General features: G+C 73.9%; 20 protein-coding genes and 1 tRNA gene. 16 read left to right on the top strand and 5 right to left on the bottom strand.

Features of this window, described 5'->3' with window-relative positions:
- The first annotated feature begins 37 nt into the window (after window positions 1–37).
- From moaC to ACZ4UX_RS24420, 5 genes are all read left to right on the top strand, one after another.
- On the top strand, window positions 38–478 hold the full coding sequence (gene moaC / locus ACZ4UX_RS24440) for a cyclic pyranopterin monophosphate synthase MoaC (RefSeq protein ID WP_380382281.1): 441 nt from the start codon (window positions 38–40) through the stop codon (window positions 476–478).
- Window positions 479–519: 41 nt separating this feature from the next.
- Window positions 520–1,023: a MogA/MoaB family molybdenum cofactor biosynthesis protein gene (locus ACZ4UX_RS24435; RefSeq protein WP_465708253.1), complete on the top strand. Its 504-nt coding sequence runs from the start codon at window positions 520–522 to the stop codon at window positions 1,021–1,023.
- Complete coding sequence (locus ACZ4UX_RS24430; RefSeq protein WP_329492222.1) at window positions 1,020–1,646, top strand: GNAT family N-acetyltransferase; 627 nt, start codon at window positions 1,020–1,022, stop codon at window positions 1,644–1,646. The genes ACZ4UX_RS24435 and ACZ4UX_RS24430 overlap by 4 nt, the downstream gene beginning before the upstream one ends.
- Before the next feature lie 150 nt (window positions 1,647–1,796).
- Window positions 1,797–2,918, top strand: coding sequence for a divisome protein SepX/GlpR (sepX, locus tag ACZ4UX_RS24425; protein ID WP_465708225.1), 1,122 nt, complete (start codon window positions 1,797–1,799; stop codon window positions 2,916–2,918).
- A 91-nt stretch (window positions 2,919–3,009) separates the two neighbouring features.
- Window positions 3,010–3,083: transfer RNA gene (locus tag ACZ4UX_RS24420), tRNA-Ala, on the top strand.
- A gap of 120 nt (window positions 3,084–3,203) precedes the next feature.
- Here the strand turns inward: ACZ4UX_RS24420 and ACZ4UX_RS24415 are convergent.
- From ACZ4UX_RS24415 to ACZ4UX_RS24405, 3 genes are all read right to left on the bottom strand, one after another.
- Entirely contained in the window at window positions 3,204–3,653 is a 450-nt protein-coding gene (locus ACZ4UX_RS24415; protein WP_465708224.1) for a universal stress protein, read from the bottom strand.
- 94 nt (window positions 3,654–3,747) lie between these two features.
- On the bottom strand, window positions 3,748–4,626 hold the full coding sequence (locus ACZ4UX_RS24410; RefSeq protein WP_465708223.1) for a peptidase: 879 nt from the start codon (window positions 4,624–4,626) through the stop codon (window positions 3,748–3,750).
- 2 nt (window positions 4,627–4,628) lie between these two features.
- On the bottom strand, window positions 4,629–5,948 hold the full coding sequence (locus ACZ4UX_RS24405) for a VWA domain-containing protein (RefSeq protein WP_329489286.1): 1,320 nt from the start codon (window positions 5,946–5,948) through the stop codon (window positions 4,629–4,631).
- Window positions 5,949–6,285: 337 nt separating this feature from the next.
- On the opposite strand from ACZ4UX_RS24405, the gene ACZ4UX_RS24400 reads away from it, so the two are divergent.
- The 5 genes from ACZ4UX_RS24400 (at window position 6,286) to ACZ4UX_RS24380 (ending at window position 13,086) form a co-directional block, all read left to right on the top strand.
- Window positions 6,286–6,810 carry a DUF1269 domain-containing protein gene (locus ACZ4UX_RS24400; protein ID WP_352290640.1) on the top strand — a complete coding sequence of 175 codons (525 nt, stop codon included), beginning with the start codon at window positions 6,286–6,288 and terminating at the stop codon, window positions 6,808–6,810.
- Between the two features lie 133 nt (window positions 6,811–6,943).
- Window positions 6,944–8,275 (top strand): FtsW/RodA/SpoVE family cell cycle protein, encoded by a 1,332-nt coding sequence (locus tag ACZ4UX_RS24395; protein WP_329489288.1) that lies wholly within the window; start codon window positions 6,944–6,946, stop codon window positions 8,273–8,275.
- Complete coding sequence (locus tag ACZ4UX_RS24390) at window positions 8,275–9,783, top strand: penicillin-binding transpeptidase domain-containing protein (protein WP_465708222.1); 1,509 nt, start codon at window positions 8,275–8,277, stop codon at window positions 9,781–9,783. Before ACZ4UX_RS24395 ends, ACZ4UX_RS24390 begins: the two co-directional genes overlap by 1 nt.
- Window positions 9,784–10,050: 267 nt before the next feature.
- Window positions 10,051–11,544, top strand: coding sequence for an amino acid permease (locus ACZ4UX_RS24385; protein ID WP_465708221.1), 1,494 nt, complete (start codon window positions 10,051–10,053; stop codon window positions 11,542–11,544).
- A 132-nt stretch (window positions 11,545–11,676) separates the two neighbouring features.
- Window positions 11,677–13,086, top strand: coding sequence for a glycosyltransferase 87 family protein (locus tag ACZ4UX_RS24380; protein WP_465708220.1), 1,410 nt, complete (start codon window positions 11,677–11,679; stop codon window positions 13,084–13,086).
- Between the two features lie 24 nt (window positions 13,087–13,110).
- On the opposite strand, the gene ACZ4UX_RS24375 is transcribed toward ACZ4UX_RS24380, so the two are convergent.
- Together ACZ4UX_RS24375 and ACZ4UX_RS24370 are read right to left on the bottom strand one after the other, a co-directional pair.
- Window positions 13,111–14,877, bottom strand: coding sequence for a penicillin-binding transpeptidase domain-containing protein (locus tag ACZ4UX_RS24375; RefSeq protein WP_465708219.1), 1,767 nt, complete (start codon window positions 14,875–14,877; stop codon window positions 13,111–13,113).
- 171 nt (window positions 14,878–15,048) lie between these two features.
- Window positions 15,049–16,869 (bottom strand): dolichyl-phosphate-mannose--protein mannosyltransferase, encoded by a 1,821-nt coding sequence (locus tag ACZ4UX_RS24370; RefSeq protein WP_465708218.1) that lies wholly within the window; start codon window positions 16,867–16,869, stop codon window positions 15,049–15,051.
- Between the two features lie 106 nt (window positions 16,870–16,975).
- Between ACZ4UX_RS24370 and rsmI the strand changes: the two genes are divergently transcribed.
- The 6 genes from rsmI (at window position 16,976) to ACZ4UX_RS24340 (ending at window position 23,059) form a co-directional block, all read left to right on the top strand.
- Window positions 16,976–17,833 carry a 16S rRNA (cytidine(1402)-2'-O)-methyltransferase gene (gene rsmI, locus ACZ4UX_RS24365; protein ID WP_465708217.1) on the top strand — a complete coding sequence of 286 codons (858 nt, stop codon included), beginning with the start codon at window positions 16,976–16,978 and terminating at the stop codon, window positions 17,831–17,833.
- Window positions 17,834–18,068: 235 nt separating this feature from the next.
- On the top strand, window positions 18,069–18,497 hold the full coding sequence (locus ACZ4UX_RS24360; protein WP_465708216.1) for a hypothetical protein: 429 nt from the start codon (window positions 18,069–18,071) through the stop codon (window positions 18,495–18,497).
- Between the two features lie 141 nt (window positions 18,498–18,638).
- Window positions 18,639–20,261: a methionine--tRNA ligase gene (metG, locus tag ACZ4UX_RS24355; RefSeq protein WP_359803704.1), complete on the top strand. Its 1,623-nt coding sequence runs from the start codon at window positions 18,639–18,641 to the stop codon at window positions 20,259–20,261.
- Window positions 20,261–21,139, top strand: a complete 879-nt coding sequence (locus ACZ4UX_RS24350) for a TatD family hydrolase (protein WP_329489297.1) — start codon at window positions 20,261–20,263, stop codon at window positions 21,137–21,139. The genes metG and ACZ4UX_RS24350 overlap by 1 nt, the downstream gene beginning before the upstream one ends.
- A gap of 112 nt (window positions 21,140–21,251) precedes the next feature.
- Window positions 21,252–22,136 carry a 16S rRNA (adenine(1518)-N(6)/adenine(1519)-N(6))-dimethyltransferase RsmA gene (gene rsmA / locus ACZ4UX_RS24345; RefSeq protein ID WP_329489298.1) on the top strand — a complete coding sequence of 295 codons (885 nt, stop codon included), beginning with the start codon at window positions 21,252–21,254 and terminating at the stop codon, window positions 22,134–22,136.
- On the top strand, window positions 22,133–23,059 hold the full coding sequence (locus tag ACZ4UX_RS24340; protein ID WP_352290649.1) for a 4-(cytidine 5'-diphospho)-2-C-methyl-D-erythritol kinase: 927 nt from the start codon (window positions 22,133–22,135) through the stop codon (window positions 23,057–23,059). The genes rsmA and ACZ4UX_RS24340 overlap by 4 nt, the downstream gene beginning before the upstream one ends.
- Window positions 23,060–23,114: the final 55 nt, after the last annotated feature.

The raw sequence follows: 23,114 nt of genomic DNA, 5'->3' as shown, positions 1-23,114 counted from the left end.
CCGCCTCACCCATGTCGACGACCAGGGCGCGGCCCGGATGGTCGACGTCTCCGAGAAGGCCACCACCGCGCGCACCGCGGTCGCGGCCGGCCGGGTCAGGGTCGCCCCCCGCGTGGTCGAGCTGCTGCGCGGCGAGGGCGTGCCCAAGGGTGACGCCCTCGCGGTCGCCCGGATCGCCGGGATCATGGGCGCCAAGAAGACACCGGAGCTGATCCCGCTCTGCCACCCGATCGCGGTCTCCGGGGTGAAGGTCGAGCTCTCCGTCACCGACGACGCGGTCGAGATCACGGCCACCGTGAAGACCGCCGACCGGACCGGCGTCGAGATGGAGGCGCTCACCGCCGTCGCGGTGGCCGGGCTCACCGTGATCGACATGGTCAAGGCCGTCGACAAGGGCGCCGCCATCGAGTCCGTCCGGGTGCTCAGCAAGACCGGCGGCAAGAGCGGCGACTGGTTCGCCGCGGGGAGCCCGGAATGACCGCGCCGGACGCGGGGGCGCCGGTCACGGGGGCGCCGGCGATGAGGGCGCTGGCCGTCACCGTCTCCAACCGCGCCTCGGCCGGCGTCTACGCGGACCGCGGCGGCCCGCTGCTGGTGGCCGGCCTGGTCGCGATGGGCTTCACCGCCGACGGCCCCCGGGTGGTGCCGGACGGCGAGCCGGTCGAGGCGGCCCTGCGGGAGGCCGTCGCGGCCGGGTACGACGTGGTGCTCACCACCGGCGGCACCGGCATCTCCCCGATGGACCTCACCCCCGAGATGACCGCGCGGGTGATCGACCGGCAGATCCCCGGCATCCCCGAGGCCATCAGGGCGTACGGCCGCGAGAAGGTCCCGACCTCCGCGCTCTCCCGCGGGCTCGCGGGCCTCGCCGGACGTACCCTGATCGTCAACCTGCCGGGCTCGACCGGTGGCGTCAGGGACGGCCTGGCCGTCCTGGAGCCGCTGCTCGCGCACGCCGTCGACCAGCTCGGCGGCGGGGACCACCCCCGGCCCGACGCACCTGCTTCCGGGAGAGCGCACTGAACGCCGGCTGGCCGGTAGAACTCCACGAGGGGGACGTCGCGCTGCGCCCGATCCGGGGCCGGGACCAGCGGGAGTGGCAGGAGGTCAGCCGCCGCAACCGGGACTGGCTGCGGCGCTGGGAGGCCACCGTGCCGCCCGGCCCGGCCGGCCGGGGCACCGGCCCGCGCCCGACCTACCGGCAGATGGTCCGCTTCCTGCGCGGTGAGGCCTCGGCCGGGCGGATGCTGCCCTTCGTGGTGCTCCACCAGGGCCGGCTGGTCGGCCAGCTGACCGTCGGCGGGATCACCTGGGGCTCGATGTGCTCGGCCAACGTCGGCTACTGGATCGACGAGGCGGTGGCCGGCCGGGGCATCATGCCGGCGGCCGTGGCGCTTTCGGTGGACCACTGTTTCACCACCCTGGGCCTGCACCGGATCGAGGTCTGCATCCGGCCGGAGAACGGACCGAGCCGCCGGGTGGTGGAAAAGCTCGGGTTCCGCTCGGAGGGAATGCGGCCGCGCTATCTGCACATCGACGGCGACTGGCGCGACCACCTGGTGTACGCGCTCACCGCCGAGGAGGTTCCCGAGGGGATGCTGGAACGCTGGCGGACGCTCAGTTCGGCGCGGCGCCCGCGTAATTGAATATATGTTCGAACCAAATATCGATATGGCATCGGCGTGGCGACGGACGGGCACAAATACCGGCAAAATAGTCGGAGAATCAGCTTGATCACACGACACGCCGCGCCAAATTGCTGCCGTGCCTTCCCCGGCGCCCGTACGGTGTGAAACGTGAGCAGTAGCGGCCTTATCTACGCCGTCATCGTAGGGGCCTGGGCCGCCTATCTGGTGCCGATGTGGCTCCGCAGGCAGGACGAGCTCAACGAGGCGCGCCCGACGGAACGCTTCAGCACCGCCATCCGCCTGCTGGCCGGGCGTTCGGCGCTGGAGCGGCGGGCGGCCCGGGCCCTGGGCGACGAACCGCGTGACGACGAGCAGAGCGACGACGGCCCTCCCGTACGGGACGAGGCCGCCCCGGGCGACCCCGGCGCCGGTCCCGACGGCGATCCCGGTGCCGACCGCGAGGGCGATCCGGGTGCCGACCGCGACGGCGATCCGGGTGCCGACCGCGACGGCGGGACCGCGCCGGAGCCGGAGCGGCCGGCGGTCCGCGCCCCCGAGCGCCCAACCGGTGCGCGCGGCGGGATCGAGCCCCGGGCGCGGCTGCTGGCCCGGCGCCGCCGGATGGTCACCGTCCTCTTCCTGGCCTTCGCCCTCGGCGCGGTCGTCGCGGCGGTGTCCGGCCTCGCCTTCCTGTGGGTCCCGGCCGTGCCGGCGACCCTGCTGACCCTCTACATCGGCCACCTGCGCAAGCTGGAGCGGCTGCGGTACGAGGTGAAGATCGACCGGGTCCGGGCCGCCCAGGCCGCCGAGCGGCTGCGCAAGCGCGAACAGCAGCGTGCCGAGGCCGGTCCGGCCGAGGAGGCGCCGGAGCGGGCCCCCGAGGCCGCGGAGCCGGCCGGGCGCGGCCGCTCGCACCTGCGACTCGCCACCGACCGCGACCAGGCCCCGGAGCCGGCGGGTCCGGCGTCCGCCTCGGCACTGGCGGAGGCGACCGAGCACGAGGAGTGGGTCGACGGCATGCGCGAGCGCGGCGCGGCCGGTCCGGACTCCTGGGAGCCCGTCCCCGTCCCGCTGCCGACCTACGTCACGGCTCCGGTGGCGCCCCGGGTCAGCCGGGGCCTCGACCTGTCGGCCCCCGGCACCTGGACGGCCGGCCGTCCGGCGGAGGCCCGGACCGGAGAGGTCCGTACCGGGGAGGTCCGGGCGACCGAGGCGCGCAACACCCCGCTCTTCGACCAGTACGCCGAGCCCGCCGCCACCGAACCCCGCCGGCGCGCCGCCAACGAGTGACCGCCCGGGGGTGCTCCGGCACCCCCGGCCGTCCGGTCCTCCGGGGGTGGTCACGAGCCCCCTCCGAAAGGTGCTAAAGTTTCTTCTCGTTGGGGCTGTGGCGCAGTCCGGTAGCGCACCTCGTTCGCATCGAGGGGGTCAGGGGTTCGAATCCCCTCAGCTCCACCCAACAGGAAGTCCCGCCCGATCGAGAGATCGGGCGGGACTTCTGCGTTGTGCCGGAAGGCGCGGCGGACGGGCGGTCAGCGGGTCGTCACGGGCCGGGAGTTGGGCCTGTGACGATGATCACCTGACCACCACGACGGTGCACGGGGCGTGGTGCACGCAGTACTGGGTGACGGTGCCGAGGGCGGCGCCGGGTGGCGCGGCGCGGCCACGGCTGCCGAGGACGAGCACGGCGGCGCCCTCGGCGGCGCCGGTCAGCGCCGGACCGGGCGCGCCGGCCTTGAGGTGGCGCCGGACGGCGGAGGGCCCGGCCGAGGGTCCGGCGGAGGACAGTGCGGCGGCCAGGGTCTCGTCGAGGATCCGCGCGGCGTGCCGCTCGGGGCCGAAGCCGTCCAGGGCGGGCGGAACGAGGCCGTGCTCGCCCAGCAGGCAGGGGAACTCCCAGACGGTCACCGCCTCCAGCGGGCCGCCGGTGACGGCGGCGAGCCGGGCGGCCCAGCGGACGGCGGCGAGGGAGAGCGGGGAGCCGTCCACACCGACCACGATCCTGCCGTCCGGCTGCCGGGTCATCTTTCGAGCGTAGAGCGGTGCCGCCGGACCGGCGAGACGGCCGAGGGCCGGCCGGAGAGACTCCGGCCGGCCCTCGGGAGGGTGTCGGGTGCCGTCAGGGCTGGCCCGAGCCCGCGTACGGGCCCGGCTGCGGGGCACCGGCCTGCGGCGGCACGGAGCCGTAGCGGGCCGGCCGGCGGCCGTGCGGGTGGCGGGTGAGGGTGTAGCCGGCGACCCCGGCGAGGGCCGCCAGCACGCCGCCGGCCAGGGTCCAGAACCACCGGCTGTTCCAGCCGGAGAACCAGCCGGTGTACCAGTGGTCCTCGGCCTCCTCGGGGGCGGCCGCCTTGGCGGTCGCGGCGCCGCCGCCGACCGGCGGGACCAGCGGGGCCTTCAGCTCCCCGCCCTCCGGCTGGGCGTTGTCGGCGTCGCCCTTGGCACCGACGTGCAGCTGGACGGAGGCGGCGAGGCCGAGGTCCGGCTGCGGGGCGTCGGCGAGCGAGAGCCGTACGTAGTAGGTGCCGGGCAGCGGGTCCCCGGACCAGGGCTCGGCCCAGGAGCGGACCTCGCGCAGCGTGCAGCTGAGCGCGAGCGAGGCGGCGGCCGGGTCGGCGGTGGCGTTCTGGGTGCCGGCGGTGCAGGACTGGCGGCGGCGCAGCCCGTCGAACACCTCGACGCTCCAGGTCTGCGGGCCGTGCCGGTCGGCGGAGGGGGCCAGGCCGACGGTCAGGCCGACCGTCGCGGTCTGGCCCTCGGAGGCGCCGAACGCCCAGTACAGGTAGTCGCCGGTGGAGGCGGCGACGTTGGCGTCCTGGCCGGGGGCCAGGTTGATGGCGGTCAGGAAGGACGTTCCGGCCTTGGTGGCCGGGGCGGGCGTCCCGCTCGCGCCGGCGGAGGGGGACGGCGAGGCGGCGGAGGCCGCGGGGGCCGCCAGCACCAGGGCGGGGAGCAGGGCGAGCGCGGCGAGCGCGGCGCGGGTCGTCGAGGTACGCATGGTCAGTTCTCCCGCCAGACAGCGATCCGCCAGCGTGCGATCCAGCCGAACAGCAGGCCGGTCAGCAGGCCGGCCAGGGTGAGCACCAGCAGCAGGATCCAGCCGCGGCCGAGACCCATCGCCGGGCCGTCCGGGGCGGGCGAGGCGGCGGACAGGTCGACCGTCAGCTCCAGCGGCAGGCCGGGGTCGGCCTGGACGCCGGGCAGGGCGGCCAGCGAGTTGCTGACGACCAGGCAGACGGTGGTCTCCGGCTTGCCGCTCGGCGAGGCGGACGGCGTCGCCGAGGCGTAGCCCTTGGAGTCGTCGGTGGACCAGCGCAGACCGGTGGAGATCACGTCGGTCCGGCCGCTGCCGGCGTCGGTGCCGCGGACCAGCTCCTGGCCGGTGGCGCTGGTGGCCTGGAGCAGGACGCCGTAGTCACGGGCGACACCGCGGTCCAGCGCGACGCTGACCGAGGCGCGCAGCTCCTGCCCGGCCTTGACCGGGACGCGGTAGACCCGGTGCTCGGAGAACTTCTCCCGGTCGCTGTAGACACCGGGGGTGAGGACGGGCGCGCTCTCGCACTTGTCGGTGCCCGCCGTCTTGACCGGTGCCACCGTGTAGGTGTCGTTGGAGCGGTCCACCAGCTGCTTCACCTTGTCGGTGAGCTGCTCCTGGGTGCGGACGTCGGTGTAGGTGCCGCCGGTCGCGTTGGCGATGCAGAGCAGCTGCTGGCGGGTCTTGTCGTCGTGCGCCAGGCCGAGGGTGTCGATCACCAGGTGGATGCCCTGGGCGGCGAGTTCACGGGCCACGTCGCACGGGTCCGGCGGGGCGCAGGAGTCCTCGCCGTCGGTGATCAGCACCACCCGGCGGGTGGTCTCGCCCTTGCCCAGGTCCTGCGCGGCACCGCGCAGGGCCAGGCCGATCGGGGTCCAGCCGGTCGGGCGCAGGGTGGCGACCGCGGTCTTGGCCTCGACCTTGTTGGTCTTGCCGACCGGGAAGAGCTGCTTGGTGTCCAGGCAGCCCTGGGCCTTGTCGGCCTCGCCGGGGACGTTGGCGCCCAGCGTGCGGATGCCGAAGTCGGTCTCCGGGGGCAGGGCGTCGATCACCTCGTTCAGGGATTGCTGGGCCACCGCGATGCGGCTCTTGCCCTGGATGTCGGTGGCTCGCATCGAGCCGCTGACGTCCAGGACGAGGTCGACCCGGGGGGCTTCCTTGCCGGCGTTGCCGGCTGATGGTTCGTCGGCATGGGCGGGCAGGCCGCTGAGCAGCGCGCCGCCTGTTATCGCCAGGGCGGCCAGCAGGCTGCCGAGCCTGGCCTTCGGGCGTCGTCCGGTAGTCACCCGCCCGATCCTAGGGATCATCAGTTCGCCATGGCCAACGCGGTCCGGTGCACGGGTCGCCGGACTCCGGCGCGAACTCCCGGGCGCCGGTGGGACATCGGCCGCCGGTTGCCCAGGCGTGCGCCGCCCGGGTCGGGGCGGGCGCCGGTCGGACGGCCGGCGGCGGGTGCGGTGGCGGGGCCGGGCGGCAGTGCGGGTGACGGCGGGCCGGTTCGACGAGGCGGGACACACCGGCCGCAAGAGCCCATATCTGCGGATAGCGCTCGTTAGGGTGACGAACCGGGGCACCGGCGCCCGCGCCCGGCCGGTACGTCCGACGGATTGGAAGGACCAGCGCATGAGCAATCTCTTCGCGATCGCCTACCCGGATCTGGCCACCGCCCAGGCGGTGCGCAACGAGGCGGTCGGACTGCAGACCCAGAAGCTGATCGACCTGGAGGACGCGGTCGTCGTGGAACGCCGCGAGGACGGCAGGATCAAGCTGCACCAGCAGGTCAGCACCACGGGTGCGGGCGCCGCCTCGGGAGCGCTCTGGGGCGGCGTCATCGGTCTGCTGTTCTTCATGCCGCTGCTCGGCGCGGCGGTGGGCGGCGCCGCCGGCGCGGCGGTCGGCGCCTCCACCGACATCGGGGTGGACGACGACTTCATGCGCGAGGTCGCCCAGCACCTCCAGCCGGGCACCGCCGCGGTGTTCCTGCTGGTCCGCCGGGCCACGGCCGACAAGGTCGTGCCGGCGCTGGCCCGCTACGGCGGCCGGATCATCCAGACCTCGCTCTCCGCCGGGGCCGAGGCCGAACTCAGGGCCACCGTCGAGGCGTCCCGGGTGCAGCCCGCCCCGGCCTCCGCCCCGGCCTCCGCCTGAGCCGCACCCGCCGGACCGGCCGGCCGGGCCGGGGCGGACGGGCCCGGCCGGCCGGCCGCCCCGGCCGTCGTTCCGTCAGCAGCACACCCGCGCAGCAGGACACCCAGGACGGTCCGTGGCGACACCCTCCGCCGTGACGAGAACCGCCGGCCGGCCCCGCCGGACGGTGCGGACCCGGCGCAACACCGAGCTCGCGCTGGTCCTGGCCGCCGTGCTGATCGCCGTCCTCGGCTACGCCGAGGTCGGGGTCAACATCGACGGCACGGTCCCCGCCGATGCGGCCGAGTACGGCGCCGCGCTCGGCGTGCTCGCGCTGCTGGCGCACGCCGTGGTGCGCTGGCGGGCGCGGTACGCCGATCCGCTGCCGCTGCCGATCGGCGTGCTGCTCAACGGGATCGGACTGGTCGTCATCTACCGGCTGGACCGGGCCACTCCCGGCGGCGGCGCGGCCCCCACCCAGCTGCTCTGGTCCACGCTCGGGGTGGCGCTGTTCATCGCGGTGGTGGTGCTGCTGCGCGACCACAAGCGGCTGCGGCGCTACGCGTACATCGGCGCCCTGGTGGCGCTGGTGCTGCTGGTGCTGCCGATCTTCTTCCCGCCGGTGTACGGCTCGCGGATCTGGATCACCGTCGGACCGCTCTCGTTCCAGCCGGGCGAGTTCGCCAAGATCCTGCTGGCGGTCTTCTTCGCCGCCTACCTGGCGGTCCACCGGGACGCGCTGGCGCTGACCGGCCGCCGGGTGCTCGGGTTCCAGTTGCCGCGCGGGCGGGTGCTCGGGCCGGTCCTGCTGATCTGGGCGGCCTTCGTGGGCGTCCTCGTCCTGGAGACCGACCTCGGCACCTCGCTGCTCTTCTTCGGCCTCTTCGTGGTCATGCTCTACGTGGCGACCGCGCGCAGCGGCTGGATCGCCATCGGGCTGTTCCTGGCCGCGGTGGCCGCGGTCGGGGTCGGCTGGCTCTCACCGCACGTGCACAGCCGGGTCAACGACTGGCTGGACCCGCTCGGCTCGATCGCCGAGGGCCGGGGCGCCAACCAGATCGCCCAGTCGCTGTTCGCCTTCGCCTGGGGCGGGGAGCTGGGCAGCGGCCTCGGCAACGGGCACTCCGTGCTGATCGGGTTCGCGGCCAAGTCCGACTTCATCCTCGCGACCATCGGCGAGGAGCTGGGGCTGACCGGGCTGATCGCGCTGTTCCTGCTGTACGCGCTGCTGGTCGCCCGGGGCTTTCGCACCGGCATCGCGCTGCGGGACCCGTTCGGCCGGCTGCTCGCGATCGGGCTGGCGTCGATCGTCGGCCTCCAGGTGTTCGTGGTGGCCGGCGGGGTGCTCGACCTCATCCCGCTGACCGGGATGACGCTCCCGTTCGTCGCCCAGGGAGGCTCCTCGGTGGTCACCAACTGGATCATCGTCGCGCTGCTGGTGCGGATGAGCGACATCGCCCGCCGCCCGTCCGCCGGGGAGGTCTGATGGCGCTCGGCCGCTCCCGCGGCGGCGGGCCGCAGGGCCGGCCGGGGATCTCCGTCACCGGCCGCCGCGCGGGCACCTTCTGCCTGCTGCTGACCGTGGCGCTGTGCGTCCAGGCCACCCGGGTCCAGGTGTTCCGGGCCGACGAACTGGACCACAACCCGGCCAACCAGCGGCTCACCATCGAGCGGTACTCCCAGCCGCGCGGCAACCTGCTGGTCGGCGCCGACAGCGTCACCGGCTCCGAACCCACCGGCGGCCGGTACGACTACAAGCGCACCTACACCGACGGCCCGCTGTACGCCGCCGTCACCGGGTACTCCTCGCAGGCCTACGGGAACACCCAGTTGGAGGGGACGGAGGACGACCTGCTCTCCGGGACGGACAGCCGGCTGGCGAGCTGGGCGGTCTGGGACGCCGTCGCCCGCAAGCAGAACCCCGGCGGGGACGTCTACACGACCATCGACCGGGCCGCCCAGCAGGCCGCGATGCGCGGACTCGGCGGGCAGCAGGGCGCGGTCGCCGCGATCGAGCCCGCCACCGGCCGGATCCTGGCACTGGCCAGCACCCCCTCGTACGACCCGGGCAGCTTCGCGGGCTCCTCCGCGGCCGACCAGGAGGCCTGGAACCGGCTGCAGGCCGACGCCGACCAGCCGATGCTCAACCGGGCGCTGCGCCAGACCTACCCGCCCGGCTCGACCTTCAAGGTGGTCACCGCGGCGGCCGCGCTGCAGCACGGCGTCGTCACGGACCCGGACGCGCCGACCGGCGCGCCCTACCCGTACGTCCTGCCGGGGACCACCACGCCGCTGGTCAACGACACCCCGGCGTGCGACGAGCCGGGGCAGTCGCTGGACACCGCGATGGTCCACAGCTGCAACAGCGTGCTGGGCTACCTCGGGGTGCAGGTCGGGCTGGACCGGATGGTGGAGACGGCCGCGAACTTCGGCTTCAACGACCCGAGGCTGGACGTCCCGGTCCGGCCGGCCCGCTCCAACTTCGACACCCGGATGAACGAGTCCCAGCTGGCGCTCTCCTCGATCGGCCAGTTCGACACCGCGGCCACCCCGCTGGTGATGGCGATGGTCGCGGCCGGGGTCGCCAACAACGGCGCCGTGATGCGTCCACAGCTTGTGGACAAGCTGACCAAGCAGGACGGCACCACCGTGCAGCTGATGCGTCCGGCCGCGTACCGGCAGGCGATGAGCCCGGCGGTGGCCGGGCAGGTGCAGCGGCTGATGACCGACGTGGTGGAGAACGGCACCGGGCGCAACGCGCGGATCGGCGGGGCGGTGGTCGGGGGGAAGACCGGCACCGCCCAGCACGGGGTGGACAACTCCGGGACGCCCTACGCCTGGTTCATCGGGTGGGCCGAGCCGGCCGGCTCCGGCGCGGTGGCGCCGGTGGCGGTCGCGGTCGTGATCGCGGACAGCGACGCGACCGATGTCACCGGCGGCGCGCTGGCGGCACCGATCGCCCGGTCGGTGATGCAGGCCGTTCTCGGGCGGTGAGGGGCGGAACGGCCTGTACGCCGAGAGCAGGTCGCTGACCTGCGGCTTAGCGGCTCGGTCCAAGATCCGCCGTTTGCGAAGTGTCCGGTTTGTGCATGCCAGTGCGACGATTCGTACAATGCGCACCGCGCGACTGTTCGTTTGCGACACTGGTGCATTCGCGGGGTACTGTCCCATCTTTGTTCGGTTGGTCCCCGATGGCACCCCACGGCGCGTCGAGTGACCGGCCGCTCGGACACCCTCCCTCGCCCAGCAAGGATCCTCGTTTTGGCCAGCAACGCCCTCGGCGCGCGCCTGTTGCGGCGCAAGCCCGTCTCGACCCTGATCGCCGAGAGCGAGGGCCGCGACGGCCTTCCCGCCGGTGCGCCCGAGGAGGGCGGACGCTCCGGTATCCACCTGCGCCGCACGATCGGCCTCTGGCAGCTGTCCTCGATCGGGATCGGCGCCACCATCGGCACCGGCATCTTCTTCGTGCTCAGCACCGCCGTGCCGGCGGCCGGTCCGGCCGTGATCCTGTCCTTCGTGATCGCCGCGGTCACCGCCGGCCTCACCGCGCTCTGCTACGCCGAGATGGCCTCCGCGATCCCGGTCTCGGGCTCCTCGTACTCGTACGCCTACGCCACCCTCGGCGAGGGCGTCGCGTTCGCGGTCGGCATCTGCCTGCTGATGGAGTACGGCGTCTCGGCCTCCGCGATCGCGGTGAGCTGGGCCGAGTACCTCAACAAGTTCTTCGACCTGGCCTTCGGGTTCAGGATCCCCGAGGCGATCTCCGGGGCGCCCGACAGCACCCACTGGTTCAACCTGCCGGCCCTGCTGCTGGTCGCGATGGTCTGCACCCTGCTGATCCGCGGCGTCAGCGAGTCGGTGAAGGTCAACGCGGCCATGGTGGGCATCAAGATCCTCATCCTGCTGCTCTTCATCGGGGTCGGCCTGACCGGCTTCCACTCCGGCAACCTGACCCCGTTCATGCCGCTGGGCATCGGCGGCGTCCAGGTGGCGGCCTCCAGCATCTTCTTCTCGTTCATCGGCCTGGACGCCGTGTCCACCGCCGGTGAGGAGGTCAAGAACCCGCGTCGCACCCTGCCGATGGCGATCATCATCTCGCTGGTCGTGGTCACCCTGCTGTACATCCTGGTGGCGCTGGCCGGCATCGGCGCGCAGCCCTGGGAGAAGTTCGACGGCCAGGAGGCGGGCCTCGCCCAGATCCTCCAGGACATCACCGGCCAGAGCTGGCCCGCCATCGTCTTCGCGATCGGCGCGATCATCTCGATCTTCAGCATCACCCTCGTGGTGATCTACGGCCAGACCCGCATCCTGTACTCGATGGGCCGCGACGGCATGCTGCCCAAGCGCTTCGCCGAGCTCTCGCCGCGCACCGGCACCCCGGTCTGGAACACCATCGTGGTGGGCCTCGGCGTCGGCGCGCTGGCCGCCTTCATCCCGCTGAACGTCCTGGCCGACATCACCAGCCTGGGCACCCTGATCGCCTTCTCGGTGGTCTCGGTCGGCGTGATCATCCTGCGCCGCACCCAGCCCGACCTGCCGCGCGGCTTCAAGGTGCCCGGCTACCCGGTCGTCCCGCTGGTCAGCGTCGGCTTCTGCATCTACCTGATCACCGGCCTGCACGCCGACACGTTCCGGGCCGGAGCGATCGCCCTGACGCTCGCCGTGGTCGTCTACTTCGGCTACAGCATGAAGCACTCCAAGCTGGAGAAGGCCGCGCGGCCGACCGACGCCACGGCCGACAACCCGGCCGGCTGAGATTCGCGTACCGAGCACCCGCGGACGGGGCCGTCGAAGGGCGAATGCCACTCGACGGCCCCGTCCGTGCCACCGCAGACTCCCGGCCCGGAGATGGCGACACGGCGTGGCCCCCGCCCATAACCTTCCACCATGGTGAGCACCCGCACGCCCGGCTACTCCCGCCCGCGCGGCCGCTTCACCGGCCGTGGGGCCGCGCCGGCCCCGCCCGCAGAGGCCGGGCCGCCGACCCGACGAGACCGTCCGCGCGGTACGGCGGCGCCCCGGCCGTTCCCCCGTCAGCGTGGTGACCGGTCCACCGGCACCCCGCCCGATCGGCTGAACCCGACCCGGCTCGCCGCGCTGCGGCGCGTCCAACTGTTCGGCTGCCTGGTGGCGGCCGGCTGGGCGGCGGCCTTCCCGCTCGTGTCGGACCTGCCCAACCAGCGGCTCTGGGGGACCGTCGCGGCCCCCGCGTACGCCCTCGCCGGGCTGTTCTGCCTGGTCCTGCCGCGCCGGTGGGCGGCCCGTGCGGCCGCCGGGGTCGCCCTCCTGGGCGCCGTCCTGGTGCCGCTGGCGCTGCTGGCGCTGCAGGGGCGCCACCAGTCCGAGGTGATGGTGGTCGAGCGCTCGGCGCACCTGCTGCTCATCACCGGCAGCCCGTACCTGCCGCACCCGGTGGTGGTCACCGACTACAACCCCTACCTGCCGGCGATGACGCTGTTCGGGATGCCGCGTGCCCTGGTGGGCAGCGGCAATCCGGTGGCACAGGTGGTGGGGGACGCCCGGATCTGGTTCGCGCTGACCTTCCTGGCCTGCCTGCTGGCCAGCTGGCGGCTGCTGCGGCCGTCCCGGGACCGGGCCCCGCTGCTGCCGCTGGCGGTGCTCACCGCCTCGCCGCTGATCGCGCTGGCCCTGGCGGTCGGCGGGGTGGACCTGCCGCTGATCGGGGTCTGCTGCCTGGCCATGGCCCTCGCCGAACGGGACCGCACCATCGGCGCCGGGCTGGTCCTCGCGCTGGCCTGCACCCTGAAGTGGACGGCCTGGCCGGCGCTGCCGGTGGCCGTCCTGCTGCTGTGGCGGCTCTACGGGCGGCGCCCGGCGGCCCGGGCCGGACTGACCGCGCTCGGTACCGGCCTGCTGGTGATCCTGCCCTCGGTGCTGGTCCGGGCCGACGAGCTGCGCGAACAGGTGGTGCGGTTCCCCCTGGGGCTGACCGCGATCCAGACGCCGGCCGGCAGCCCGCTGCCCGGCAAGGTGCTGGCCGGGTTCGGCCCGACCGGGCACACCGTGTCGCTGGCGCTGATGACGGTGGGCGGGCTGGGGGTGGCGATCTGGCTGCTGGCCCGGCCGCCGGTCTCCGCGATCGCCGCCGCCGACCTGCTGGCGGCGGGGCTGGCGATCGCGTTCATGCTGGCGCCGGCCGGGCGCTTCGGCTACCTGGCGCTGCCGGCCGTCCTGGTGATCTGGCCCCGGCTGGCCGCCCGGCGGTGGAGCGGGAGCCCGCCGGTGCCGGCCGGCTGCCTGCTGACCAGGCCGGAGCCGGCGCTGCCCCGGGGCTGACCGCGGGGCGGCGCCGGCCGGGCGTCAGCGGTTGCCGGCCGCCTTGATGACGGCGGCGACGGCCGGGCCGGCCGCGTCGGCGCCGTGGCCACCGGCCTGGACCTCGGCGGCGACGGCGATGTTGCCCCGGTAGGCGGTGAACCAGCTGTTGGTGGTGTCCATCCCGGCGACCTCGGCCGAGCCGGTCTTGGCACCGGCGTTGTCCGAGATGCCGGCCATCGCGGCCTTGGCCGTGCCGTCCTTGGCGGTGGCGGCCATCATCGCCTTCAGCTTGGCGTCGGCGTCCGCGGAGAGGTTGCGGGCGGCCTTCTGCTGCGGCAGGTCGGCGACCAGGATCGGCTGCTTGAACTCACCGCTCTGCACCGTGGCGGTGATCGAGGCGATGGCCAGCGGGTTCATCTGGACCTTGCCCTGGCCGATCGACTGCATGGCCTGCTCGTCCTTGTTGGCGCCCGGGTCCGGCACCCGGCCGTCGACGTTGGGCAGGCCGGTCTTCCACTCCAGGCCGATGCCGAAGACGTCCTTCGCGGTGGCACCGAGGGTGGCCGGCTTGAGGCTGGCCAGGCCCTGGTCGATGAAGGCGGTGTTGCAGGAGATCATGAAGTCCTGCTGGAGCGTGTTGTTCGGGTAGGCGTCCGGGAACGAGTTCGGGATCGCCTTCGGGTTGCTGCTCTTCACCGGACAGGCGACCGGGGTGTCCGGGTTGACGCCGGCCTCCAGCAGGGCCGCCGAGGTGACGATCTTCATCGTCGAGCCCGGGGCCAGCAGGCCGACGAAGGCCCGGTTCTGGCCGGTGGCCGGCGCGTTGGCGAAGGCCAGCACCTGGCCGGTGCTCGGCTCGATGGCCACGATCGAGCCCTGCTTGCCGCCGAGGTCCGCCATCGCCTTCTCGGCGGCGGCCTGCACGGCGTTGTCGATGGTGACCTTGAACGGCTTGGCCGGCTTCGGCTCGACGATGGTGAACAGCTTGTCGGTGACGCCCTTGCCGGCCGCGTCGGTGATTACCACGCCGCTTCCGGCGTCGCTCTGGTCCTTGGTCGGGTCGGCCTGGAGGAGCTTGCGGGCGTTGTCCTGGAGGGTCGAGATCAGCGCCGGGGTGATCGAGGCGCCCTGCAGCGCCTTGCCGTTGCGGTCGACCACGTTGCCCGCGGGGGCGAAGACCGGCTGGGTGGCGATCACCTCGCCCGCGGTCAGGTGCGGGTGGATCACCGACGGGGCCCAGTGCACGGCCGGGGTGTTGTCGCTCATCTTCACGACGCCCAGGAAGCCGTTGTAGTCCCAGACCCGGTTGGTGCCCTCGAACTCGGCGCGGGCCTTGAAGCCCATCAGCACGCCGGAGGGGGCGGCGGAGGCGGAGGCCGACGGCGACTCGGTGCCCGCCGCGGTCGGCGCCGCGGAGCCGGTGGCGGCCGGGGGCTTGGCGCCCGGCGAGGGCGTGCCGGTCGCGGAGGCGAAGGCGGCCGGGGTGGCCGGGCCGGACGGCGCGAGGGTCAGCGCGCTGGGCTTGACCTGGTCCTTGAACGCGGTCAGCGCGGCGGTCGCGGCCGCCGGGTCGTCGGTCAGCCCGGCCGCCTTGGCGATGTCACCGGCGGCCCAGGCCTCCAGGAAGTCCTTGGCCCCGGCCGCGGCCTGCTCGGCGCTGGGAGGCTCGGCGACCACCGTGCGGGCCTTCTTGGCCTCGGCGGTGTCGGAGCCGCCCGACCCGACGAGACTGTAGGCCCCGTACCCGCCGCCCGCGAGCACGGCGACGGAAACGCCGGTGATGATGCCGATCTTGGCGCCTCTGCGCATGGTGCTGTTCCCCCAAGGGTCTGGCGACTGGCCGCAGCCGGAGATGGCCGGATACGCGTTCGGTGACCAGCCTAGGCAGCCGAACTCGGTGCGCCGACGAAACGCCCGGGTCTTGTGACGGATCTGGTACGTGTCGCGCACCACGTCGGCACGGTTCCCACCCCGGGACCGTCAGATCCAGGTGTTGAACCACATCCGCTTGCGCCAGTCGTCCATCGGGATCGTCTGCCCGGTGTACAGCGGGTAGAAGAAGAGGAAGTTCCAGACGATCAGCAGCACCAGCAGCCCGGCCGCCGCGGAACCGATGATCCGCCGGTCGCGGGACGCCCCGGCCGGCCCGATCAGGGCGCCGACCAGCATGGTCACGGCGAGCACCAGGAACGGCACGAAGGCCACCGCGTAGAACAGGAAGATGGTCCGCTGCTGGTAGGCGAACCAGGGCAGGTAGCCGGCGGCCAGGCCGCAGAGCACCGCGCCGGCCCGCCAGTCGCGCCGGGCGGCCCAGCGCCACAGGCAGTACACCAGCGCCACCGCGCCGGCCCACCAGAGCAGCGGGGTCCCGATGCCCAGCACCTCGCGGGCGCAGTCGCTCGCGGTGCAGCCGGCCTGGCCCTGCTTCGGGGACTCGTAGAAGAAGGAGACCGGTCGGCCGAGCACCAGCCAGCTCCACGGGTTGGACTGGTAGGTGTGCGGATCGCTCAGGTGGGTGTGGAAGTCGTACACCGTGGAGTGGTAGTGCCAGAGCGCCCGCAGGCCCTCCGGGATCCACGGGAACGCGGTGTCCCGGCCGACCGCCCAGTCCCGGCCGTAGCCGCCCCGGCCGGGCACGGTGCTGCTGGCGAACCAGCCCCACCAGGAGGTCACATAGACCACCGCGGAGACCACCACGATCGAGACGAAGGCCGGCACCACGTCCCGGACCAGCGTCCACAGGTACGGGCGGCCGGCGCCCGCCAGCCGGCGCGAACCGGCGTCCCAGAGCACGGTCAGCACACCGAAGGCGGCGGCCACGTACAGGCCGCTCCACTTGGTCGCGCAGGTCAGGCCGACGCAGGCGCCGGCCGCGATCCGGTACGGGCGCCAGCCGAGGTTCAGCCGCTGGGCCAGGGCGGAGTCCGCCACACCGCCCAGGCGCGCGACGATCCTCGCCCGGGTGCGGTCGCGGTCCAGCAGCAGGAAGCCGAACGCGGCGAGGATCCAGAACATCACCACCAGGTCCAGCAGCGCCGCCCGGCTGAGCACGAAGTGCAGGCCGTCCACGGCGAGCAGCAGACCGGCGACGCAGCCCAGCAGGGTCGAGCGGAACAGCCGGCGGGCGATCCGGGCCACCATCAGGATCGACAGCGTGCCGAGCAGCGCCACCGCGAACCGCCAGCCGAAGGGGTTCATCCCGAACAGCTGCTCGCCCGCGCCGATGATCCACTTGCCGACCGGCGGATGGACCACGTAGCTCGGGTCCGGCCGGTACGGCACCGCCGACCCCGCCATGATCTGCTCGTTGGCGCCGTCCGGCCAGCTGATCTCGTAGCCGCCGTGCCAGAGCGCGTACGCGTCCTTGGCGTAGTACGTCTCGTCGAAGATGATCGCGTTCGGCTCGCCGAGGCCGCTGAACCGGAGCAGTCCGCCGAACAGGGCCACCAGGAGCGGGCCGAGCCAGCCGGCCCAGCGGCAGAGCCAGGACCAGAGCGGCGCCGGCACGGCCACGCCGAGCCGCAGCAGGATCGGGGAGGGGGCGACCCGGGCCGGCGTCACGCCCGGGCCGTCCGGCATCGGCGGCACGAGCCGCTCGGCGAGCGTGGCCTTCGGCGGCGGGGTGTAGCCGTGCCGGGCCAGGCGCCGCAGCCAGGACGGATCCGGGCGCTCCTCCTCCCCGGACGCGCGCGGGGCGGGGACGGCGGGGGACGCCTGGTCCGTCAGGACCGGCACGCCGACGCCACCCTGCGCGGTGTGGTCTGTACCAGTGGGCGTCTGCGCCGCCGTGTCGCCGTTCATCCGCCACATCGTAGGGGCGCTTCCTTCGGGGAGGACGGCTCCCTCCGAAGCTGCCCGAATCGTCACCAAAAACACCCGGGGCCCGGTTCCTGCAAGGATGGGGCCCGTGACAGGAGTACTCGTTCTCGCAGGCACCCCCATCGGCGACGTCTCGGACGCCCCGCCCCGGCTGCTCACCGAGCTGGCCACGGCGGACGTGATCGCGGCCGAGGACACCCGGCGGCTGCGCCGGCTCACCCAGGCGCTCGGGGTGAGCCCGGCCGGGCGGGTGCTCTCCTACTTCGAGGGCAACGAGGTCGGCCGCACCCCCGAGCTGGTCGAGGCGCTGCTGGGCGGCGCCCGGGTGCTGCTGGTGACCGACGCCGGGATGCCGTCCGTCTCCGACCCCGGCTACCGGCTGGTGGCCGCCGCGGTGGCCGCCGACGTCAAGGTCACCGCGGTGCCCGGCCCGTCCGCGGTGCTCACCGCGCTGGCGCTGTCCGGCCTGCCGGTGGACCGCTTCACCTTCGAGGGCTTCCTGCCGCGCAAGACCGGGGACCGGGCGCGCCAGCTGGCCACGGTCGCCGCCGAGCCGCGCACCATGGTCTTCTTCGAGGCCCCGCACCGGATCGCCGAGACGCTGGCAGCGATGGCCCTCGCGTTCGGCGCCGACCGCCCCGCGGCGGTCTGCCGCGAGCTGACCAAGACCTACGAGGAGATCAAGCGGGGCCCGCTCGGCGAGCTGGCGCAGTGGGCCGCCGACGGGGTCCGGGGCGAGATCACCGTGGTGGTCGCGGGCGCCCCGCCGGCCGCCCCGGCCGAGCTGACCCCGGCCGAGCTGGCCCGCCGGGTGGCCGTCCGGGAGGAGGCCGGGGAGCGCCGCAAGGAGGCCATCGCGGCGGTCGCGGCGGAGCTGGCGCTGCCCAAGCGGGAGGTGTTCGACGCGGTGGTGGCGGCCAAGAACACGCCGGCCGGCCCGTCCTGAAAGCCGCAGGTGCCGGGGGTGACGGGGGCGCGTACCTTGGAGTGAAGGCCCCGGTAAACGCCCGCCGAGCTGAAGCTTTGGCCGTGGTTTTCGGTCAGGATCCACCCTTTCGTATAGGGATTCCCAATCCGCGTCCAAGTCTTCACAAGAGGGGCATCGGCCGGGGCGATCCGGGCATTTCCTGGGATGGAAAGACCCAGCCGGGCGAGCGCCCGGCGGGCGCTGGGAGACTGCTATGAGCGAGACGATCGGTAGCCCCCGCGGTGGCAATGCGCTGAGCGACCCCGGCCTGACCGGCCGGCCGCAGACCCCTGTCGAGACCGTCCGGGAGGCCTACTCCTTCGCCTGCCTGAGCTGCGGATACGGCTGGGAGCAGGCGTATGACATCGAGCACCACATGGCCCGGGACGGGCACGTCGTGTTCGAGTACCACGCCAACGGTGTCCGGGTGCCGTCGCCGCTGCTCAAGCCGACCTGCCCGGGCTGCGGCGGCCACACCGTCCGGATCATGCGCGAGGGCCGGGTGGCCAGCGCGGACAAGTCCTGGCAGCACGCCCCGGGCTACTCGGCGCACGCCGAGCCGGCCGGTGCCCAGCCGGTGGCCGCGCCCGCGCCCGCGCCGCGCGGACGCCTGGCCCGGCTCTGGGCGCGCGTGACGGGCTGAGCCCGGGAGGACGGTTCGGCGGCCGGTCGGCGGACCGACGGCCGGACGACCCGGTGGAGCGGGAGCCGACCGGCGCGCGGCGCCGGCCCCCGGTGGGCACGGGTCGAGGGCCGCCCCCGTACCCGATTAAGCTTGCCGACCATGGCGGCCACTGCAGAACACAGCACCACCGGGGACGCGACCCCGGCGTACTACGTCACCACCCCGATCTACTACGTCAACGATCGCCCGCACCTGGGCCACGCCTACACCACCGTGGCGGGCGACGTGCTGACCCGCTGGCACCGCCAGCGCGGCGAGAAGGTCTGGTACCTGACCGGCACCGACGAGCACGGTCAGAAGATCCTGCGCACCGCCGAGGCCAACGGCGTCACCCCGCAGGAGTGGTGCGACAAGCTGGTCGAGGAGGCGTGGAAGCCGCTCTGGCAGCACCTGGAGATCGCCAACGACGACTTCATCCGCACCACCCAGGAGCGGCACACCGACCGGGTGCAGGAGTTCGTCCAGGACCTCTACGACAAGGGCGAGATCTACAAGGGCGGCTACTCCGGCCCGTACTGCGTCGGCTGCGAGGAGTACAAGCTCCCCGCCGAGCTGCTGGACGGCGCGACCGAGGGCGAGAAGCTCTGCGCCGTGCACAAGCGGCCGGTCGAGTGGCTGGAGGAGGAGAACTACTTCTTCCGGCTCTCCGCCTACGGCCCGAAGCTGCTGGAGTTCTACGCCGCGAACCCGGACTTCATCCAGCCCGCCACGGCCCGCAACGAGGTGCTGCGCTTCGTCGAGCAGGACCTCAAGGACCTCTCGATCTCCCGCTCGACCTTCAACTGGGGCGTGCCGCTGCCCTGGGACGAGAAGCACGTCCTCTACGTCTGGGTCGACGCGCTGCAGAACTACATCACCGCGGCCGGCTACGGCACCGACCCCGAGCGCTTCGCCGAACTCTGGCCGGCCTCCGTGCACCTGGTCGGCAAGGACATCCTGCGGTTCCACGCGGTGATCTGGCCGGCCATGCTGATGGCCGCCGGACTGCCGCTGCCCAAGCGGGTCGTCGCCAACGGCTGGCTGATGGTCGGCGGCGAGAAGATGTCCAAGTCCAACCTGACCGGCATCGCCCCGCAGGACCTCACCTCGCACTTCGGCGTGGACGCCTACCGCTACTACTTCCTGCGGGCCATCCCGTTCGGCACCGACGGCTCGTTCTCCTGGGAGGACTTCACCGCCCGGTACACCTCCGAGCTGGCCAACGACTTCGGCAACCTGGCCTCCCGGGTGGCGGCCATGGTCGGCAAGTACTTCGACGGGGCGCTGCCGGCCTCGCCGGCCCACGGCCCGGCCGAGCAGGCCGTCGCGGACGGGCTGACGGCGGCGGTCGCGACCGCCGACCGGAAGATCGGCGAGGAGCTGGACTTCGCCGGCGGCCTCGCGGCGGTCTTCGAGTTCGTCAAGCAGGTCAACGGCTACCTCACCGAGCAGGCGCCCTGGAAGGTCGCCAAGGACGAGTCCGAGGAGGGCCGGGCGCGCCTCGCGACCATCCTCTACACCGCCGCCGAGGCGCTGCGGGCCACCGCCGTGCTCCTCAACCCGGTGATGCCGGCCACCGCCGAGAAGCTCTGGGTCTCGCTCGGGGCCGAGGCCGCCGGTCTCGGCGCGCTGTCCGCGCAGACCGTCGCCACCGCGGCGGACTGGGGCCGGCTGCCCGCCGGCGCCACCGTCACCAAGGGCGAGATCCTGTTCCCGCGCCTCGAAGAGAAGCCCGCCGCCTGATGGCGAAGAAGGACGACGACCGGTCGACGCCACCGCCGCTGCCCGCCCCGCTGGCGGTGGCGGTCGCCGACTCGCACACCCACCTGGACATGCAGTCCGGCACCCCCGCCGAGGGCCTGGCGCGCGCCGCCTCCGTCGGCGTCACCACCGTCGTCCAGGTGGGCTGCGACGTGCCCGGCTCGCGCTGGGCCGCCGATCTGGCGGCCGAGTTCGAGCAGGTGCACGCGGCCGTCGCCCTGCACCCCAACGAGGCGCCGCGGATCTTCCTCGGCGACCCGGACGGCTGGTCCGGGCAGCAGCGCCCGGCCGGCGGCGCCGCCGCGCTCGACGCCGCCCTCGCCGAGATCGACGCGCTCGCCGCGCTGCCGCAGGTCCGCGCCGTGGGCGAGACCGGCCTGGACTACTTCCGGACCGGTCCCGAGGGCGTGGAGATCCAGAAGGAGTCGTTCCGCCGGCACATCGAGATGGCCAAGCGGCACGACAAGGCCCTGGTGATCCACGACCGGGACGCCCACGAGGACGTCATCGCGGTGCTGCTGGCGGAGGGCGCCCCCGAGCGGACCGTCTTCCACTGCTACTCCGGCGACGCCGCGATGGCCAGGACCTGCGCCGAGCACGGCTGGTACCTGTCCTTCGCCGGACCGGTCACCTTCAAGGCCAACCAGCCGCTGCGGGACGCCCTCGCCGCCACCCCGCCGGACCGCGTGCTCGTCGAGACCGACGCGCCCTTCCTCACCCCGCACCCGTACCGCGGCCGCCCCAACGCGCCGTACCTGATCCCGGTCACCGTCCGCTCGATGGCCGCGACGCTGGGGCTGCACGAGGACGAGCTGGCCACCGCCATCGCGGCGAACACGGCCAGGGCCTTCGGGTACTGAGCCGACCGGACCGGGCGCTCCGCCGGGACATGCGCGCCGCCGCACCCGGTGGTGAGCGCCCCCGCCGCGGTGGCCGAACCCCGGGGGCTCCCCGCGCCCGTATCCTTGGCGCGTGAGCACCACCGATCCCACCTCTGACATCCACCTGCTGGGCGCCGCCGACGTGCGGGAGCTGGCCGCCGCGTTCGGTGTGAAGCCGACCAAGCAGCGCGGGCAGAACTTCGTCATCGACGGCAACACCGTCCGGCGGATCGTCCGGGCGGGCGGGGTGACGGCCGAGGACTCCGTGGTGGAGGTCGGGCCCGGGCTCGGGTCGCTGACGCTGGCGCTGCTGGAGGTCGCGCGGCACGTCACCGCGGTCGAGATCGACCCGGTGCTGGCGCGGCACCTGCCGGACACCGTCGCCGCCCGGCTGCCCGGCAAGGCGGACGCCTTCGACCTGGTACTCAGCGACGCCATGGAGGTCACCGAGCTGCCCGGCCCGCCGCCCACCGCGCTGGTCGCCAACCTGCCCTACAACGTGGCCGTCCCCGTGCTGCTGCACATGCTGGCGACCTTCCCCAGCATCGAGCGCACCCTGGTGATGGTGCAGAGCGAGGTCGCCGACCGGCTCGCCGCCAAGCCCGGCAACAAGGTGTACGGCGTCCCCTCGGTCAAGGCCAACTGGTACGCCGAGGTGAAGCGGGCCGGCGCCATCGGGCGCAACGTGTTCTGGCCCGCGCCGAACGTCGACTCCGGGCTCGTCTCGCTGATCCGCCGCGATCCGCCGCGGACCACCGCGAGCCGCACCGAGGTGTTCGCCGTCGTCGACGCCGCGTTCGCCCAGCGCCGCAAGACCCTGCGCGCCGCCCTCGCCGGCTGGGCCGGCTCCCCGGCCGCGGCCGAGCAGGCGCTCGCCGGCGCCGGCATCGACCACAAGCTGCGCGGCGAGATGCTGACGGTGGAGCAGTTCGCCGCCATCGCCGAGCACAAGCCCGTGAAGCCGGAGTCCGAGTGATCACGGTACGCGTCCCCGCCAAGGTCAACGTCCAGCTGGGGGTCGGCGGGCTGCGCGCCGACGGCTTCCACGACCTGGCCAACGTCTTCTTCGCGGTCGCCCTCGGCGACGAGGTGACCGCGAGCGCCGCCGGGCCGGGCGAGGGCGTCACCCTCACCTGCTCCGGCCCCGACGCGGCCGCCGTCCCGCTCGACGACAGCAACCTCGCCGCCCGCGCGGCCCGGCTGCTCGCCGCCCGGCACGGCCTCGGCGAGCCGGACGTGCGGCTGCACATCGCCAAGGCCATCCCGGTGGCCGGCGGGATGGCCGGCGGCAGCGCCGACGGCGCCGCCGCCCTGGTGGCCTGCGACGCGCTGTGGGAGCTCGGCACCCCCGCCGGGACGCTGCTGGAACTGGCCGCCGAACTCGGCTCCGACGTGCCCTTCGCCCTCCTCGGCGGCGTCGCCCTGGGCCGGGGACGCGGCGAGATCCTGGACCCGCTGCCCGTCACCGGGACCTTCCACTGGGTCTTCGCCGTCGCCGACGGCGGACTCTCCACCCCCGCCGTCTTCCGCGAGTGCGACCGCCTCCGGGAGGAGGCCGGCACCGGCTCCGGCGACACCGAGGTGCCCACCCCCGACGCCGACCCCGCCCTGCTCGCCGCCCTCGCCGACGGTGACCCCGTGGCGCTGGCCGGTGCGCTCGCCAACGACCTCCAGTCGGCCGCCCTCTCGCTGCGCCCGTCGCTCGCCGCGACCCTGCGGGCCGGCACCGAGGCCGGCGCCCTCGGCGCCCTGGTCTCCGGCTCCGGCCCCACCTGCGCCTTCCTGGCCAAGGACGCCGAGGCGGCGGCCGCCGTCGCCGAGGCCCTGCGCGCGTCCGGCACCTGCCGCACCGCGCACGCGACGTACGGCCCGGTCCCGGGGGCGGGCGTACTGCCGTAGCGGGCCCCGCCGGCTTCCCCGTTAGGCTGGGGAGATCGGGGCGACCCCGAATGGG

Source organism: Kitasatospora sp. NPDC028961 (assembly GCF_055564815.1).
This window is presented reverse-complemented; position numbering and strand designations above follow the sequence as displayed.